Origin of the sequence: Brucella pseudintermedia (assembly GCF_008932435.1) — a bacterium.
GTDB lineage: Bacteria > Pseudomonadota > Alphaproteobacteria > Rhizobiales > Rhizobiaceae > Brucella > Brucella pseudintermedia.
Window position 1 is genome coordinate 59071 of record NZ_WBWE01000014.1, and the last position, 17418, is coordinate 76488.

Here is a 17418-nt window from a genome sequence, read left to right on the forward strand (position 1 = left end):
AATAATCATATTGAGGTTAAGACAGGCTCAAGAAGTATGGTTAATATTTTCTTGCTGCCTCAGCCCTTGAGGGCAAAATGCGGCAGAAACACGACTCGGGCCGAATGATTGTGGCAATTTGCCATGAAAAAGGCGCGAAACACCGGTTTCGCGCCTTCACATTCCATAACTGCCCGCAAAACCTATTCGAGCAGCGGCGACCACGCCGGGTCGGACGCGAAGTTCGGCGTCTGGATCTGGCGCTCGTTGCGGCCGGTCAGGTCGATGGTGAACAGCTTCGGACCGCCCGCTCCTGCAGCCTTGCGGAAGAACATCAGCACGCGGCCATTCGGAGCCCAGGTCGGGCCTTCATTGTGGAAGCCGGAGGTCAAGAGGCGTTCGCCCGAACCGTCGGTCTTCATGACGCCGATGGAAAACTGGCCCTGCGACTGCTTGGTGAAGGCGATCAGATCGCCGCGCGGAGACCAGACCGGGGTGTTATAGCTGCCGTCGCCCATGGAGATGCGGCGCGGATTGGAGCCATCGGCACCCATCACATAGAGCTGCGGACGTCCGCCGCGGTCGGAAGAGAAAACGATCTGCGACCCGTCCGGCGAATAGGACGCGCTCGTATCGATCGCCTGGCTGTTGGTCAGGCGCGTGGTCGAACGATTGCGCAGGTCCATCGAATAGATATTGGCGCTGCCGTCGTCCTGCAGCAGGCTCATCACGACCTTCTGGCCATCGGGCGAGAAGCGCGGCGCAATGGTCATGCCGGGGAAATTGCCGACAAGCTCGCGCTGGCCGGTTTCCAGTTGCAGCAGATACACCTTCGGCGAGCCGCCTTCATACGACATATAGGTGACTTCCTGACGGTTCGGCGAGAAACGCGGCGTCAGCGAAATGGCGCGGCCGTCGGAAATATAGCGCACATTGGCGCCGTCCTGATCCATGATGGCGAGGCGTTTCACGCGCTTCTGCGCCGAGCCGGATTCATCCACGAAAACGACGCGCGTATCGAAATAGCCCTTTTCACCCGTCAGGCGCTCATAGATGGCGTCAGCGATGATATGCGCGACGCGGCGCCAGTTGTCCGGCGTGGTGAAGAACTGCTGGCCGATCATCTGCTGGCCGCCGAACGTATCCCACAGGCGGAACTCGGCCTTGAGACGGCCATCGGGCTGCTTGGTGATGCGGCCCGTGACGAGCGCCTGCGCGTTGATGACCTTCCAGTCCTCGAAACGCGGAGCGGCATCCGGATTGGAAATCTTCTCGATGAAGGCGCCCTTGTCGATCGGCGCGAACAGGCCAGACCGTTCAAGATCGGCCGCGATGACCGAGGTGATATTCGGCCCGAGCTGGTCAGCCGAAAGGAAATCGGTGATGGCGATCGGCAGCGGCTCGATCACACCCTTGTTGATGTTGATTTCCACGACGGCGCGCGCCGGCATGGTGCAGACAAGGCTTGCGGCAATCATACACGCGAAAGCCGAAAAGACCGTCCGGATCTTTGTATTGATGATGCCGATTTTCATGTCTTCTGGGACCTCTTTGTCCTTGCAGTGGTTGGCGACCGGAAGCCCGGTCAGAACATTTCGCTCGGGTCGAAAGTGACGATCACTTCCGACCATGTATCATATTTGTCGACTGGCAGATTGTACGGTGCGCAGCGTGCGACAGCGCGCTTGGCGCTCTCGGCTGCTGCACGACCCACACCATCACCGCCGCCGCCCGATGTCACTTCCGGAACGCCCTGGATGGAGCCATCCTGATTGAGCTTCATCTTGACGGTCACGATCAGCCCCGGCGCGTCCGCCACACCGGCGGGAACGTTCCAGCACTTCGAAATCGCACCGCGCAGCGCGTCCATTTCGCTCTGGCTGAGCTTGGAGCCGCCGGTATTCTTCTTGCCGCCCAACGATGCCTGATCGGTGGAACGCTTGGCGCCGCCGCCTGCCGCCTTCTGCTTGTTGAGAAGGGCTGCAACCTCATCGGCAATCGCATCATTCTTCGACTGCGAAGTCTGCGAGGCGCTTTGCGTCTTCTTCTTTTCTTCCGGCTGCTTGCGCTCGTTGGTCTTGGCGGTCTGCGCCTGCGGCGGTTTCGGCTTTGCCTCCGGTGCAGGCACCTTGTCCGGCAGCTTCGGCGCCTCGGCATCCGGTGCTTCAGCCTGCTTTTCGATGGCTTCGGCCACCGGGTCAGGCTTCACTTCCTGCTTCGGTTCGGGTTTGGTCTGAACTTCGGTCGCGGGAACCGGCGTCGGCTTTTCCTCGGGCTTCGCCTCCGGCTTGGGATCAGGCTTCGGCTCCGGCTTTTTCACCGGTTCCGGCTGCGCCTTCGGCTCCTCGGCCGCCTCGATCGGTTTCGCCTTTGGATCGGGCCTTGGGGGCGTCGTGGTGTCCACGTCCTGATCGCCGACATTCTGGGCGTCGGGAACGGTTTGCGGCTTCGTCGTCGGGATCGGCGCGGCTTTTTCCTTCATGGGCGCTTTTTTGTCGCCCTGCTGGATTTGGGTTATCGACTCGATCGGTACGATATCGACCGGAAATGACTCCGAATCCTGCACGTCGAAAGCCTTCGGCGAGGAAAACGAAACCACTGCCAGCGCAACCGCAACGGCATGCAAGGCAACAGAAGATGTCAGGCCAGCCTTCATGATGGCGTCAGCTATCCTGCTCCTGGAGGGTCACAAGGCCGATATTCTTGAAACCGGCGGCGGAAATGCGGGCCATGACTTTCATGACGGTGCCGTAATCGGCAGCCTTGTCACCGCGCACGAAAATGCGCTCCTCATAGCCCGTCTTGGCGATGGCCTGGAGTTTCGGCACCACTTCTTCGATGGGGATTTCGGTTTCCTGCAGGTAGATCTTGCCCTCGCTGTTGACCGAAACGGTGATCGGCTGCGTGTCGGCGTTCATGGCCTTGGCCTGCGTATCGGGCAGGTCAATCGGCACGCCAACCGTCAGAAGCGGCGCGGAAACCATGAAGATGATGAGGAGAACGAGCATCACGTCGACGAACGGCGTCACGTTGATTTCGCTCATCAATGCCTTCTTGCGGCCGCGCCTGCGGCGTCCGCCCGACTGCATTCCCTGACTTCCGACCGACATGCCCATTGCAAGATTCCCGAAGGCTGAAACTACACTCGATGCTTGATGCCGCTTAATTACGCGGCGTCAGCTTCTCATCAATTTGGCGCGACAGTATGGCGGAAAACTCGTCCGCAAAACCTTCCAGCCGCCCGCCGATCTTGCCCGCATCCGCAGACAGCTTGTTGTAGGCGATAACGGCGGGAATAGCGGCGAGAAGGCCGATGGCCGTTGCCAGAAGCGCTTCGGCGATACCCGGCGCAACGACGGCAAGGCTGGTGTTCTTGGAAGCGGCGATGGCCTGGAACGAGGTCATGATGCCGACGACCGTGCCGAACAGGCCGATGAAGGGAGCAGCAGAACCGATGGTCGCCAGAAAGCCCAGTCGCGATTCCAGCTTTTCGCTTTCACGCGCCAGCGCGACATCCATGGCCTTGTCGATGCGCATCTGGAGGCCGATGGGAGAGCGGGCCCCCTTTTCGAATGACTTCTTCCACTCGCGCATCGCGGCCATGAAGATGGATGCCATGCCGGTGGTGCGGCGTTCACCGAGATTGCGATAAAGTTCTTCCAGCGACTGGCCGGACCAGAACGTCTGCTCGAAGCGATCAATCGCGCGCCGCGCCCGTCCGTAAGCAATCGTCTTGTCCACGATGATAGCCCAGGTCCAGATCGAAGCGAACAACAGGCCAAGCATAACGAGCTTGACGACCCAGTTCGCCTGCATGAACAGGCCCCAGAGGGTAACATCGGCGGCGGGGGCCGCTAACGCAACATTTTCCATCGATCTACCGTCCTCGAATCCAAACGCCCGGCCACTTGACCGGGCGGTATCGCAAATCCGTTACCCAGCGTCTGAAACCAGACACTCTAACCTTGCGCAGCTTTTCAACGTGAAGCCGTACCTGCCCGACGAGCGGCCGCCACTTCGCACCGCAACCGCCATCCCGGATTTCAACCTTAAATCCATCAGGCGCTTGTTACGGTTAATTTTGGTGAAAGGAAGGCGCTGCGCTTCAAGCCTGCCTCTCAACCGATTCCGTCAGGATGATTAATGGAATATTATGGTTAAAGATGCGTTAGCATCTGCCTAAATAGGACACACCCCAACAAAGGGGACGCGATTTCCCGGAGTTCAGCCCTTGCGGCTGTTGGTGAAGGCCTCTCGCCATTCATCGGGAATGCGGCGCGGATGGCCTGCCTTGGTGATCATCACCGCTTCTACCTTCGCTTCCGAAAGCAGGCGGCCCCCGCAGGTGATCTTCTGCGCCATGATGACCCGCGCGCCGCGAATTTCGCTGACGCGGGTTTCGATCAGAATGAGGTCGTCCATCTTCGCCGGCGATTTGTAGTCGATCTCCATGCGGCGAACGACCCAGACCATTTCCTCGCCGAGCGCGCCCTCGGCCAGCTCGATATGGTGAACGTCCTGCAAGCGCAGGAAGTCCGTGCGTCCGCGTTCATAGAATTCCAGATAGCGGCCATGATAGACGAAGCCGGAAAAATCCGTATCGGCATAATAGATGCGGGCATAAAGAAGATGCGCGCCGTCTTTGAGTTCGCCGGATACGGCCTGTTGCTGCTTGTCGGTCATTCGTCGTCCATGAAGAGGCCGTATTGCGACTGCTGGATGATTTCAGCGGGCGCAGGCAGTCCCAGATGCTGCCAGGCGACAGCCGTGAGCACCCGGCCACGCGGCGTGCGTTGCAAAAAACCCTGCTGGATTAGATAGGGTTCGATAATGTCTTCAATCGCATCACGCGGCTCGGACAGGCCCGCGGCGATGGTTTCGATCCCCACCGGACCGCCGCCAAAATTGCGCGCGATGATATTGAGATAGCGCCGGTCAAGCTGATCCAGCCCCCGATTGTCCACTTCCAGACGCGATAGCGCCTCATCGGCGATCTTGCGGTCGATGATATCGGCGCCTGCGACCAGCGCGAAATCGCGGACGCGGCGCAACAGCCGTCCGGCAATGCGCGGCGTGCCACGTGAACGGCGGGCAACTTCCACCGCGCCGTCCGGCGAAATGCCCATCTGCATGATGCGCGCGCCACGTCGCACAATATATTCCAGTTCCTCGACCGTATAAAAATTGAGCCGCACCGGAATGCCGAAACGGTCACGCAGCGGCGTGGTCAGGAGGCCCAGACGGGTCGTTGCCGCAACCAGCGTGAACTTGGCCAGATCGATCTTGACGGAGCGCGCCGCCGGTCCCTCACCGATGATGAGATCGAGCTGAAAATCCTCCATCGCCGGATAGAGAATTTCTTCAACTGCCGGGCTCAGCCGATGAATTTCGTCGATGAAAAGCACGTCACGCTCTTCGAGATTGGTCAAGAGCGCCGCCAGATCGCCCGCCTTGGCGATGACCGGGCCGGAAGTGGAGCGGAAATTGACGCCGAGTTCCTTGGCCATGATCTGCGCCAGCGTCGTCTTGCCGAGACCGGGAGGGCCAACGAACAACACATGATCCAGCGCCTCGCCGCGCACCTTGGCGGCTTCAATGAAAACTTTCAGATTGGCGCGCGCTGCCGCCTGGCCGACGAAATCGTCGAGCGTTTGCGGGCGCAGCGTATTGTCTTCGTCTACGCGGCTGTCGGCATTGATGAGAGGGTTGCGGTCGCTCATGCCTTCCTCCTCGCATGAACATATCGTTCAGGCAAGTCTCTCGCCCGGCAGTCCATCATCGGGAAAGTTCCTTCAAACCCAACCGGATGAGCTTTGCCGAATCGGCATCCTCGCCCGCCTCTTTCAGCGCAGCGGCAACGGCATTCGCCGCCTGATCGCGCGAATAACCAAGATTGGAAAGCGCAGATACTGCGTCAGCCACCGGCGCAGGTGCTGCGCCCGCGCCAAGCTCCTGCTTGAGCCCGATCGTGCCGCTCGCATCACCGGCAAAGGCAGGCGCCTTGTTCTTCAATTCCGTGACGATGCGCTCCGCCACTTTCTTGCCGACGCCCGGCGCGCGCGACACCATGGCGATGTCACGCAGCGCAATCGCATTGGCGAGTTCGGATGGCGACAGCGTGCCAAGCACGGCAAGCGCCACTTTCGCCCCGACACCCTGCACGCTCTGCAACAGGCGGAACCATTCGCGCTCAAGCTGACTGGCAAACCCGTAAAGGCGGATCATGTCCTCGCGGACATAGGTTTCGATGAACAACACCGCCGCCTCGCCTGCGCCACCCAGATTGCCCAGCGTCCGCGCCGAGCAAAAAGCGACATAACCGACACCATGCACGTCAATGACCGCATGATCCTCTGCGATTTCATCGATCACACCCTTGAGTTTACCGATCATGGCCACCTACGCGATAAGTTGTTGCAACCGGCGCGCACTGGCGATGCTCTGCCGGTGATGCGCATGGCAAATGGCGATGGCAAGCGCATCGGCGGCATCGCTCGTATCGAAGGATGCGCGCGGCATCAGCACTTTCACCATCATGTGAATCTGCTGCTTTTCGCCATGGCCGACGCCGATCACCGCCTTCTTGACGGCATTCGGCGCATATTCGGCAACCGGCAGTCCGGCCTGCGCCGGGGCCAGCAGCGCAATGCCGCGCGCCTGCCCCAGTTTCAGCGTCGCCGTTGCGTCCTTGTTGACGAAAGTATGCTCGACCGCCGCCTCGTGCGGCATATATTCGTGCAGGACTTTGGAAAGCCCCTCATGCAACTGGCAAAGGCGCGATGCGAGATCCATCTCGGCATTGGAGGTCACAGTTCCCGAGCCGATGAAATGCAGTGAATTGCCAAGCGATTCGACAATGCCCCAGCCGGTGCGGCGCAGGCCCGGATCGATACCAATGATGCGAATCGTTTCTTTCATAAGCGAACCCTATCCTCAGACGGATTCACTTGACAGCAGAAAAGTGAACAAAAGAGAAACATGCGCCCCGCAGGACGCATATGTTCAATGGTTATGAAGCGCCGAAAGCAGTTTTTAACAGCACGATCTGTTCCGAAACCGGGTTGCCGCGCGGCACACCTTGCAACGAAACCACCTCGCCGTAGACTTCACGGTCCATGCGGCGCACGCGGGCCTGCAGGCGCATGGACCGCTCAACCAGTTCCACGAATGCGGCGGGCAGTTCGGACCAGCCCTGCGCGGCTTCACCCGCCGACGGCGTGTCGAGGCGCACCTTGGCCTTTTCGGCGGCAACCTGCTGGCGGGACATTTCCCCGCTGCGCGCCGCGCGCTGGAGCAGCAGCCAGGAAGCAATCTGCATGAGGCGCGTGGTCAGCCGCATCGATTCGGCGGCATAAAGCGTCGCGGCCACGCGCGACAGGTTGCGCGCATCCTCGCGGCCCTCCCCATCAAGGTAGCTTGCCGCTTCCTCGACCATATCCATGCCTTGCGTATAGATCGGCTTGAACGAATCCGAGAAGACCATGCGCTCCGCGAGGCTGATCATATTGCTCGGCATCTGACCCTGTTCGCTAATCACTGCTCTGCCACCTTGCATGACCGCCGGTATCGGCGGCCCATTCCGTTGCCGCATACGCCTGTGGGATTCTCCAGACGGATGCGAATGAAACCATTGAACCGCTGTTCGACCATGGGGGAGGCTGGGACGGAACAGCTACGGTAAACAAGTCCACGACAAACTGCACCTTCATGCACGGTCGCGCAAGTTTATGTTTAACGTTCGGTTAACATTTTCAGGAGCTTTTAAAGAAAGTCCGCAAATAGAACGGATCGAAGGGCATTCCGTTCCGCCCCATGGCATGTGGAAAATCGATGTTTGCGGGATGTGCAGCAAAAAGCGCATAAAAAAAGAGCCGCAAGGGCGGCTCTCAGGAGTTTAACAGGGAGGCGTCAAACAGAGTGGCTAAACCACTCGGTAAGAATCCAGCCGAACTGGATGTAAACCATTTAACACCGTTAAGATTAATGAATGGTTAATTCCGGTCCCGCACTGTGGATAATCTCACGCGGGACAGCACTTTCCCTCAAGGAAAAGCCGCCCGAAACGGGGCGGCTGATCACTGCTCAATAACGCTGCATCGCAGGCTTGGTGCCTGAGGCAAGCTGCATCTTGACCGGTTCGGCAGCGGGCACGACGGGCTTTGCCGAAGCGGGCGCGCCCTTCTTGCTCCAGCCGATGGTCGGCAGCCATTCCAGATAATAGGCCAGCGCGAACTGCATCACGATGCCGGTTGCGATCAGCAGCGTGTCATATGGCAGGCCGCCGGGATTCACGAGCTTCATCACCTGCGCAACCATCGCCAGCAGCGTGCCGGCAATGAAGACCGGCAGCGAATGCTTGCCGAGAATGGCGAGCGGATTATCCGGCGCGGTGCGGGCGATGTTGTTCAGCGTCGGGACGACAGCAATGAGATAGGCAATCGCCAGCACGTGCAAAAGGCGCGGACCGGACAGGAAGGTCTTGTCGAAGCCGGTGATGACCATGGGCATCCCCATGGATGCATCGATGCCCCAGAGCGGGATGCGCACCCAAGCCAGCGCCAGCACCAGATAGCCGACGGCAAGGCCGATGAGCAGCGGATGCTTCGGCAGTTCGCCGCCGCGACGCACATGCATCACGCCTGCGATACCGATCGCGAACAGGAACTGCCACGACAGCGGGTTGAGGAACCAGACGCCCTCTGTCGGATAGTTGACGGGTGCCACATGATAGAGGCCCGAAAGGAACCACACCGTGCCGGAAACGCCAAGCATCAGCGGCAGGCTGATGCGCGCCAGCAGAAGCAGGATCGGCGTCAGGACCAGCATGACGGCATACATGGACAGAATGTTGTTATAGCCGAGCTGGTGCCCCATCGTGACGATGCCGAACAGCGCCTCGACCGGATGCTTGACCAGCGGGGCGATGTTGATCTGCGTGAGCAATTCCGAACGCTTGAGGAAAAGCGCGGCGGCGGCGAAAATGGCGATGGTCGCCATGGTCGTCATGATATGCGTGGTATAAAGCACGCCCGCGCGTCGCCACATCTTGAGCGACATGAGCAGCCGGTTGCCGGGAGCGAATTTCGATCCATAGGCGAGAGCCACGGCCATGCCGGAAATGAGCACGAAGGCTTCTGCCGAATCGGAGAAGCCGAGATTCTTATGTGTAATATGCTCGTAGATTGTGCCGGGCACATGGTTGATGAAGATCGTCAGCAGCGCGAGCGCACGGAACACGTCAATGCGCGTGTCGCGCATTTTTACGGTCGGTGCGGGCAACGCCTGTCCAGCGGTCGCAATGTTCATTTACCAGCCTGCCTATCGTTTAGGGAAAGTACCTGCACTTGGGATTGCGAGACTTTCCAATCTTCTTCGTGTCATTCCGAATGATGGTCGCATGTGCGGCCGGAACGGTTTCACACGTTTGTCGGGTCCTTCAGCGCCCGATCTCTGTGCGGGTTATATATCGGTAAATACGAGCAGAACCGGGTTGGTTCCGATCAACTTTCGTTCCAGTGGATAACATTATGGTAACCCGGACAGACGCGAACCGAAGGGCGCTCAGCCAATGAATACTTGCCGAAGCGCGGTCGCCTCGCATAAATGCGATAAAACAAATGGATAGAGCGCCGCTTCCGTTTCCGGTAAACACAGTGCTTCCATTGCCCGAATTCCATCACGTTTTTCCCGTTAGGCTTCGTTCATGAACACGCCCGCTCACCAGACTGAAACAGACCGCTGCCGCATCGTGCTGGTCGCGCCCCCGCTTGCCGACGGCGCGGCGCTCGCAAAGCTTTTGACGGCTGCGCTCTCGGGCGGCGACGTTGCGAGCGTCATTCTCGACACCGGCGATCTCGACGAGGCCACCTTTCAGGCCGCAGCCGAAAAGGCCATCCCCGTCATTCAGGAGAAGGGCGCTGCCGCGCTTATCCTCAATGATACCCGCATCGCAGGGCGCGTCGGGGCGGACGGGGTCCATATCGAAGGCAAGGCCGCCGATCTGGCCGAAGCGATAGAAAAGCATACGCCGAAGATGATTGTCGGCACCGGCAATCTGCGCGACCGCCATGGCGCGATGGAAATCGGCGAGTTGCAGCCCGATTACGTGTTCTTCGGCAAGATCGGTGCGGACAACAAGCCCGACGCCCATCCGCGCAACCTGTCGCTCGCTGAATGGTGGGCGCAGATGGTGGAGATTCCCTGCATCGCGCAGGCCGGAAGCGCGCTGGAAAGCATCATCCCGGCTGCCGAGACCGGCGCGGATTTCGTGGCGCTCGGACGTGCCGTCTTCGACGCCGCAGACCCTGCGCAGGCTGTCGCGGAAGCCAACCGGCTTCTTGATGAAAAAGCGCCGCGTTTTGAAAACTGATTCCTTCATCAAGGTCTTGCCGATGCCCATGAAGAGCAAACTTCTTCTCGCTGCTGTTCTGACATTCGCTCTGCCGGTCCTGCCTGCCTCGGCAGCAAACGAGCCTGCGCACAGTCAGAAAAGCGGCCAGCACGGCAAGAAGGCCGACAAGCAATCCAAGCCGGTCATGCTGCCGCAACCGGCAACCACGGAACCGATGCCGCACATCGATCCGAGCCGTTTCGGCGACAAGCCGGCAGACGAGGCTTTCGGGGCATTCCAGCGCGGTCTTTACCTGACCGCCTTCAATCTGGCCAAGCCGCAGGCCGAAAAGGGCGATCCGGCATCGCAGACGCTCGTCGCGGAGATTTATGCACGCGGCCTTGGCATTGCCGCCAATCAGAAACTGGCGGCGGAATGGTATGAGAAAGCGGCCAATAACGGGGTTGTCGAGGCGCAGTTCCGCTACGCGGCCCTTCTGCTTCAGGGCACCTACACCAAAAAGGACCCCGTCAAAGCGGAAGAACTAATGAAGAAGGCCGCCGAGGGCGGCAACGCCATGGCACAATTCAATTACGGCCAGATGCTGATGGTGAAGACACCGGGCAAGCCCGGCCTCGATCTCGCCTTTCCCTGGTTCGAGAAAGCAGCCGAGGCCAAGCTTGCCGACGCGCAATATGCAGTCAGCCAGATTTACGCCAATGGCACCCCCACCATTCCGCGCGACGACAAGAAGGCGCGCGTCTATCTCCTGCTTGCGGCTGCGCAAGGATATGACACGGCGCAGTTCGACCTTGGCCGCTGGCTGATCGAAGGGCGCGGCGGCGACCGCAATTATGAACAAGGTTTCGGCTGGATGCAGCTCGGCGCGCAGCGCGGCATGGTGATGGCGCAGGCATGGCTCGCCCGCCTCTATCGCGACGGCATCGGCACCGAGGGCGATCAGGTCAAGGCGGCGGCCTGGTATATCGTCGCCCAGCGCGCCGGTTTCCGCGCGCCGGACCTCAATGACATGATGGACGGACTGGCTGACGATCAGATCAAGCAGGCTATCGAAACCGCCAACAGTCTGCGCGTCCGCTGATTTTGGGCGAATTATCAGGCCAGACCCGCTCTCTTTTCGTGGTCAGGCTTGCGTCAGGCGCAGTTTTATGGTCTTGGAGACCCGATTATCGCGGTTCGAGTATAAGGCAGGTGCGCAATCTCCGGGACAACACCGGACGGTTGCCTTTTCGTCGTCATGCACCGGACCGCACATGGTTTCACATTTTCATTCCGGATCAAGCTCATGAAGATCAATGGTAACGAAATCCGCCCCGGCAATGTCATCGAACATGCTGGCGGCCTGTGGGTTGCGGTCAAGACCAATGCCGTCAAGCCAGGCAAGGGCGGCGCCTATAATCAGGTCGAACTGAAGAACCTTATCAACGGCACCAAGCTTAACGAACGTTTCCGCGCCGCTGAAACCGTCGAGCGCGTTCGTCTGGAGCAGAAGGATTTCTCGTTCCTCTACGAACAGGGCGACGCGCTGATCTTCATGGACACCGAAACCTACGAACAGCTTGAGCTGGCCAAGGATTTCGTTGGCGACCGCGCTGCCTTCCTGCAGGACGGCATGATGGTCACCGTCGAACTTTACGAAGAAAAGCCGATCGGCATCCGCCTGCCGGATCAGGTCACTCTCGCCATCACCGAAGCCGATCCGGTCGTCAAGGGCCAGACCGCCGCTTCGTCCTACAAGCCGGCTGTGCTTGAAAACGGCATCCGCATCCTCGTTCCGCCGTTCATCGAATCGGGCGAACGCGTGATCGTGGACACCAACGAACTGACCTACGTCAGCCGCGCCTGATCCGTCTTGGACTTTGGCGGCGTCCTCCGGGACGCCGCATGTCGTATCACTGCGACCGTTCTTTCTCAGATCGCTCAATTCCCCGACCGCCCACCGCACATGTTTGTGGCTGGACGTTCGCCCCCTCTTTTTACTAACTGCGTGATCCCTCTCCCAAATCCACGCTTCGGGATCGTGCTTACAAGGACAATGAAATGGCCCGCTCAGCCCTTCTCAACGTTATGGTACAGGCCGCTATGAAGGCCGGCCGCAGCCTCGCCCGCGATTTTGGCGAAGTCCAGAATCTTCAGGTTTCCCTCAAGGGCCCCGGCGACTATGTCAGCCAGGCGGACCGCCGCGCCGAAAAGATCGTCTACACGGAATTGAGCCGCGCCCGCCCGGATTACGGCTTCCTGATGGAAGAATCCGGCGAGATCGAAGCCAAGGACGGACAGCATCGCTGGCTGGTCGATCCTCTGGACGGCACCACGAATTTCCTGCACGGCATTCCATTCTTCGCAGTGTCCATCGCGCTTGAGCGGCAGGGACAGATCGTGGCTGGCGTCATCTACAATCCGGCCATGGACGAGCTTTACACCGCAGAACGCGGCGGCGGCGCATTCCTCAACGACCGTCGCCTGCGCGTCGCGTCGCGCAACAAGCTGGTCGATTCCGTCATCGGAACGGGCATCCCGCATCTGGGTCGCGGCCATCACGGCCATTATCTGGTCGAACTGCGCAACGTCATGGCCGAAACCGCAGGCATTCGTCGCATGGGTGCTGTCGCGCTCGATCTGGCCTATGTCGCGGGCGGTCGCCTCGACGGTTTCTGGGAAGACGGCATGCACCCCTGGGATCTCGGCGCAGGTATGCTGATGATCCGCGAAGCCGGCGGCTTCGTCTCGGACAAGAAGGGCGGGCAGGATATTTTCGGCACGAAAACCATCGTCGCTGGCAATGAGATCATTCAGAAAGCCTTGCTGAAGACGATCAACAAGCCGATCTGATTTCAGAGCGCGTTCCGGGCTTTTAAATCAGCGCGTCGCATGAAAGCGGCGCGCTGAAGCATTTTTGCCTTCATTATTTCGTAACCAGACGATTCCGCTTCACGAATTAATGAAGTAGGCTCCAGTTCAAACACGCGACCATGGAGCGCAGCGCATGAGCGATTTGAGACTTTCCCGGGACCGTCTGGATGAGGGACGCGATTACGACCCCTACCGCTTGTCGAGCCCGCGCGTCGTCATTCTCTCCATGGTGATCTTCCTCATCATCGTCGCCTTTCTGGCTGCGATCCTGATGCGCCAGATCCATACGTTTTTCGTCACCAATCCCGGCCTTAACGGGCTTATCCTGGGCGTTCTGCTGGTTGGCATCCTGCTCGCTTTCGGGCAGGTGCTGCGGCTACTGCCGGAAATCCGCTGGGTCAATTCCTTCCGCGAGGGCGACCGCGACAACGCCACGCGACCGCCCGTCCTGCTCGCGCCGATGCGCGCACTCATCGGCCGCCGCCAGTCGATGGCGCTTTCCACTGCCTCCATGCGCTCGATCCTCGATTCCATCGCGACGCGTCTGGATGAAAGCCGCGATATATCGCGCTATCTGATCGGGCTCCTGGTGTTTCTGGGCCTCCTTGGTACCTTCTGGGGGCTTCTGGAAACCGTCGGCTCCATCGGGCGCACCATCCAGACCCTCGACCCCAATTCTGGCAGCACCGGCGACGTTCTCGATGCCCTGAAAGCCGGATTGCAGGCCCCGCTTTCCGGCATGGGCACGGCTTTCTCATCCTCGCTGTTCGGTCTTTCCGGTTCGCTGATCCTCGGCTTCCTCGACCTTCAGGCGGGCCGCGCGCAGAACCGTTTCTATACGGAGCTGGAAAACTGGCTTTCCTCCGTCACTGACCTTGGTTCGGACCTGTCCGGCGATCATCATGGCGGCACGGAAGAAATCCGCGTTCTGGCGGACCGGCTGCAAAACCTGCATGGTGGCGATGCATCGACCCAGCGCACCACAGCGGCCCTTGCCAATCTTGCCGAAGGCATACAGGGCCTCGTCAAGAACATGCGCAACGAACAGCAGATCATGCGCGACTGGGTGGAAAAACAGGCGGACGAGCAGAAGGCTATCCGCCATACGCTCGACCGTCTGACCAAGGCTATCGGCGAACGGCAGCACAATCGCAGCGACAAGCCGGAGTAAGACGCCATGGCTCTTGCCCGCAACCGCCGCTCACAAAGGCATGTCGATTACTGGCCGGGCTTCGTTGACGCGCTGACGACGCTGCTGCTCGCCATCATGTTCCTGCTAACCGTCTTCGTGCTGGCGCAATTTCTGCTCAGCCGGGAAGTGAATAACAAGGACAGTGTTCTTGCGCGCCTCAATAGCCAGATACAGGAACTGACCCAGCTCCTGTCGCTGGAACGCAGCAATTCGCAGGACATGCAGGACACCATCGCCAATCTGCAAGCGTCGCTTTCCACAGCCGAAAGCGAGCGCTCGCGCCTGCAAAGCCTGTTGAACGCAGGCAGCGGCGCGGGCGCTGCCGCCGAAAAGCGCGCTGGCGAATTATCCGAAAGCCTTGAAGCGGAAAAGCAGGTGAGCGCCCGCGCCCTTAGTCAGGTGGAGCTGCTCAATCAGCAGATTTCGGCGCTTCGCCGCCAGATCGCGGCGCTTGAGGACGCGCTTAACGCTTCTGAAAACCGCGACCGCGAATCGAACGCCAAGATCGCCGATCTCGGCCGTCGTCTGAATGTGGCGCTGGCACAGCGCGTGCAGGAACTGAACCGCTATCGCTCGGACTTTTTCGGACGCCTGCGCGAAATCCTGTCGGACAAAGAAAACATCCGTATCGTCGGCGACCGTTTCGTCTTCCAATCGGAAGTGCTGTTCCCGACCGGCTCGGCCGATATCAATCCGGCTGGTCAGGACGAGATGAAGAAACTCGCCGATGCGGTCAACCAGCTCAATCAGGAAATCCCCGACGACATCAACTGGGTGCTGCGCGTCGACGGCCATACGGATAACGTGCCGCTGGCAGGCACCGGACGCTTCCGCGACAACTGGGAGCTTTCATCGGCCCGTGCCACCGCCGTGGTCAAGTTCCTGATTGCAAATGGCGTCCCGGCCAACCGGCTCGTTGCCGCGGGTTTCGGGGAATACCAGCCGCTCGACGCCTCCGACACGCCGGATGCCCGCGCCAAAAACCGGCGCATCGAGCTGAAATTGACCGAACGATAGGATGAGAACGGGAAGGCAAAGCCTTTCCCGTCATTTCATGGCAAAGGCTTCCGCGCCCGCATCGAATTGCAGCTTGGCGAGGCGGGCGTAGATGCCGCCCTTTTCGACAAGGCTTTGGTGCGTACCCTCTTCGACAATATGGCCATGGTCGAGCACGAGAATGCGGTCGGCCTTGAGCACGGTCGCAAGGCGATGCGCGACGACAAGCGTCGTACGGTCTGCCATCAGGCCATCGAGGGCCTTTTGCACCAGCATTTCGCTTTCAGCGTCAAGCGCCGATGTCGCCTCATCGAGCAGAAGGATGGGCGCGCCGCGCAGGATGGCCCGCGCGATGGCGATACGCTGGCGCTGTCCGCCTGAAAGCGTCACGCCGCGTTCGCCCACTTCCGTATCATAGCCCTTGTCGAGCGCCATGATGAAATCATGCGCAAGGGCGGCCTTCGCCGCCGCCACGATTTCCTCATCGCTCGCGCCCGGCCTGCCAAAGGCGATGTTTTCGCGCACGCTTGCTGCGAAAATCGCCACGTCCTGCGGCACGGTTGCTATGCCTGCGCGAACGGCCTGCGGATCGGCATCGGGCAAGGCCACGCCGTCAATCAGTATCCTGCCGGATTGCGGATCGTAATAGCGCATGACGAGCGCAAAGATCGTGCTTTTGCCTGCACCGGACGGACCGACAATGGCAACCGTCTCACCGGGTTTTACCGTGAAGCTGACGCCATTCAGTGACGGCGCATCAGGCCGCGTCGGATAGGAGAAGTGCACCGACTCGAACACGATCTCGCCGCGTGGCGGCACCGGCATGGCAACGGGCTTCAAAGGCGCGGCAATGCCCGGCTGCTCATCGAGAATTTCGACAAGCCGCTCCGTTGCGCCTGCGGCCTGCGCCAGCTCTCCGCCCACTTCCGACAAAGCCCCGAAGGAACTGCCCGCGAAAACGGCATAAAGCACGAATTGGCCGAGCGTACCGGCTGACATCGTACCGGCCAGCACATCACGCGAACCGAACCACAGCACGGCCACGATACTGGAGAAGATCAGGAAAATAGCGAAAGCCGTCAGAATGGCCCTCGCCTGAATGGAAGAGCGCGCTGCCTGGAAAGATTTTTCCACCGCGCTGCCAAACCGCCCCACCACCATCTTCTCGTTGGTGAAGGCTTGCAAGGTGCGCATCGCGCCAATCTGTTCGCTGGCATAGGCATTGGCCTTTGCCAGCATGTCCTGCGTCATGCGCGAGCGCCGCCGTACGGAGCGTCCGAAGGCGATCAGGGGAATGACAATGACCGGGATTGCCGCGATAACCAGCGCGGAAAGTTTTGGGCTCGTGACAACCATCATCGCCAGCGCGCCGACGCCCAGAATCATATTGCGCAGCGCCACGGACGCCGTAGCGCCGACCACGGACTTGATCTGCACCGTGTCGGATGACAGGCGCGAGACGATTTCTCCCGACTGCGACCGGTCGAAAAATTCCGGCGAAAGCGCCGTCACATGCGAAAACACTGCATTGCGCAAATCCGCCACCACCCGCTCACCGAGCGAGATCACGAAGAAATAGCGCAGGCCCGATGCCAGCGCGAGAACGAGCGCCAACGCTACGAGCATACCGAAGTAATTGTTGACGAAGATCGCATTCGAGCCGGTGAAGCCATGGTCGATCATGCGGCGCAGCGCGACCGGCACGGCAAGGGTCGTCACCGCAGCCAGCACCAGCGAAAAGAGCGCACCTGCAACCAGCCCCTTATAGGGCGCGAGGAAGGGCCCCATTCTCTTGAGCGGCTTCAGCGAGCGGCGTTTGCGATTTTCATTTGCAGTCAATTCGTGATTCATATCAATTTCAGTATCCCGGTCGGCCATTCTTGTGTTTGCGCCCTTGTTATTACCGTGCGCCTGATGTATAGGCTCGCCAACCCTTTTGGAAGCCGTTGCCGGTAGGTAATGGGTCTTCATATCTGCCATTGGGCGAAAGTGCCGCAGTTTCGATAGTCAAGGCTGCGCTTTTCACCCCAGACTTTCAGGATTGAGA

Annotated in this window: 17 protein-coding genes; 6 read left to right on the plus strand and 11 right to left on the minus strand. The window is 59.9% G+C overall.

Going from position 1 to position 17418, the window contains the following annotated elements; translation table 11 throughout:
• Positions 1-182 precede the first annotated feature (182 nt).
• From tolB to F9K78_RS17960, 10 genes are all read right to left on the minus strand, one after another.
• On the minus strand, positions 183-1514 hold the full coding sequence (gene tolB / locus F9K78_RS17915) for a Tol-Pal system beta propeller repeat protein TolB (RefSeq protein ID WP_121983320.1): 1332 nt from the start codon (positions 1512-1514) through the stop codon (positions 183-185).
• Positions 1515-1564: 50 nt separating this feature from the next.
• The gene (locus F9K78_RS17920) at positions 1565-2635 is read right to left on the minus strand and encodes a cell envelope integrity TolA family protein (RefSeq protein ID WP_121986126.1); all 1071 of its coding nucleotides are present in this window, start codon (positions 2633-2635) and stop codon (positions 1565-1567) included.
• 7 nt (positions 2636-2642) lie between these two features.
• Positions 2643-3095, minus strand: a complete 453-nt coding sequence (tolR, locus tag F9K78_RS17925; protein WP_151682531.1) for a protein TolR — start codon at positions 3093-3095, stop codon at positions 2643-2645.
• 46 nt (positions 3096-3141) lie between these two features.
• A complete protein-coding gene (tolQ, locus tag F9K78_RS17930) occupies positions 3142-3852 on the minus strand; it encodes a protein TolQ (protein ID WP_121983322.1) in 711 nt (236 codons plus the stop codon).
• A gap of 351 nt (positions 3853-4203) precedes the next feature.
• Positions 4204-4662 (minus strand): YbgC/FadM family acyl-CoA thioesterase, encoded by a 459-nt coding sequence (locus F9K78_RS17935; protein WP_121986127.1) that lies wholly within the window; start codon positions 4660-4662, stop codon positions 4204-4206.
• Positions 4659-5699: a Holliday junction branch migration DNA helicase RuvB gene (gene ruvB, locus F9K78_RS17940; RefSeq protein ID WP_121986128.1), complete on the minus strand. Its 1041-nt coding sequence runs from the start codon at positions 5697-5699 to the stop codon at positions 4659-4661. Before ruvB ends, F9K78_RS17935 begins: the two co-directional genes overlap by 4 nt.
• A gap of 55 nt (positions 5700-5754) precedes the next feature.
• The gene (ruvA, locus tag F9K78_RS17945) at positions 5755-6372 is read right to left on the minus strand and encodes a Holliday junction branch migration protein RuvA (RefSeq protein ID WP_121986129.1); all 618 of its coding nucleotides are present in this window, start codon (positions 6370-6372) and stop codon (positions 5755-5757) included.
• Positions 6373-6378: 6 nt separating this feature from the next.
• Positions 6379-6897 carry a crossover junction endodeoxyribonuclease RuvC gene (ruvC, locus tag F9K78_RS17950; protein WP_010661380.1) on the minus strand — a complete coding sequence of 173 codons (519 nt, stop codon included), beginning with the start codon at positions 6895-6897 and terminating at the stop codon, positions 6379-6381.
• 91 nt (positions 6898-6988) lie between these two features.
• Entirely contained in the window at positions 6989-7495 is a 507-nt protein-coding gene (rcdA, locus tag F9K78_RS17955) for a protease adaptor protein RcdA (RefSeq protein ID WP_121983412.1), read from the minus strand.
• 566 nt (positions 7496-8061) lie between these two features.
• Complete coding sequence (locus tag F9K78_RS17960; protein WP_121983326.1) at positions 8062-9285, minus strand: OpgC family protein; 1224 nt, start codon at positions 9283-9285, stop codon at positions 8062-8064.
• 397 nt (positions 9286-9682) lie between these two features.
• On the opposite strand from F9K78_RS17960, the gene F9K78_RS17965 reads away from it, so the two are divergent.
• The 6 genes from F9K78_RS17965 to F9K78_RS17990 all read left to right on the plus strand — a co-directional run bounded on the left by F9K78_RS17965 (position 9683) and on the right by F9K78_RS17990 (position 15392).
• Positions 9683-10348: a thiamine phosphate synthase gene (locus F9K78_RS17965; RefSeq protein ID WP_121986130.1), complete on the plus strand. Its 666-nt coding sequence runs from the start codon at positions 9683-9685 to the stop codon at positions 10346-10348.
• A gap of 28 nt (positions 10349-10376) precedes the next feature.
• Positions 10377-11411, plus strand: a complete 1035-nt coding sequence (locus F9K78_RS17970) for a tetratricopeptide repeat protein (RefSeq protein WP_121986186.1) — start codon at positions 10377-10379, stop codon at positions 11409-11411.
• Positions 11412-11615: 204 nt separating this feature from the next.
• Positions 11616-12176, plus strand: coding sequence for an elongation factor P (gene efp, locus F9K78_RS17975; RefSeq protein WP_121986187.1), 561 nt, complete (start codon positions 11616-11618; stop codon positions 12174-12176).
• Positions 12177-12370: 194 nt separating this feature from the next.
• The gene (locus F9K78_RS17980; protein WP_121983328.1) at positions 12371-13162 is read left to right on the plus strand and encodes an inositol monophosphatase family protein; all 792 of its coding nucleotides are present in this window, start codon (positions 12371-12373) and stop codon (positions 13160-13162) included.
• 154 nt (positions 13163-13316) lie between these two features.
• The gene (locus tag F9K78_RS17985) at positions 13317-14354 is read left to right on the plus strand and encodes a MotA/TolQ/ExbB proton channel family protein (protein ID WP_121983329.1); all 1038 of its coding nucleotides are present in this window, start codon (positions 13317-13319) and stop codon (positions 14352-14354) included.
• 6 nt (positions 14355-14360) lie between these two features.
• Positions 14361-15392 carry a peptidoglycan -binding protein gene (locus F9K78_RS17990; RefSeq protein WP_121983330.1) on the plus strand — a complete coding sequence of 344 codons (1032 nt, stop codon included), beginning with the start codon at positions 14361-14363 and terminating at the stop codon, positions 15390-15392.
• Positions 15393-15422: 30 nt separating this feature from the next.
• Here the strand turns inward: F9K78_RS17990 and F9K78_RS17995 are convergent, their stop codons facing one another.
• On the minus strand, positions 15423-17351 hold the full coding sequence (locus F9K78_RS17995; RefSeq protein WP_174813570.1) for an ABC transporter transmembrane domain-containing protein: 1929 nt from the start codon (positions 17349-17351) through the stop codon (positions 15423-15425).
• Positions 17352-17418: the final 67 nt, after the last annotated feature.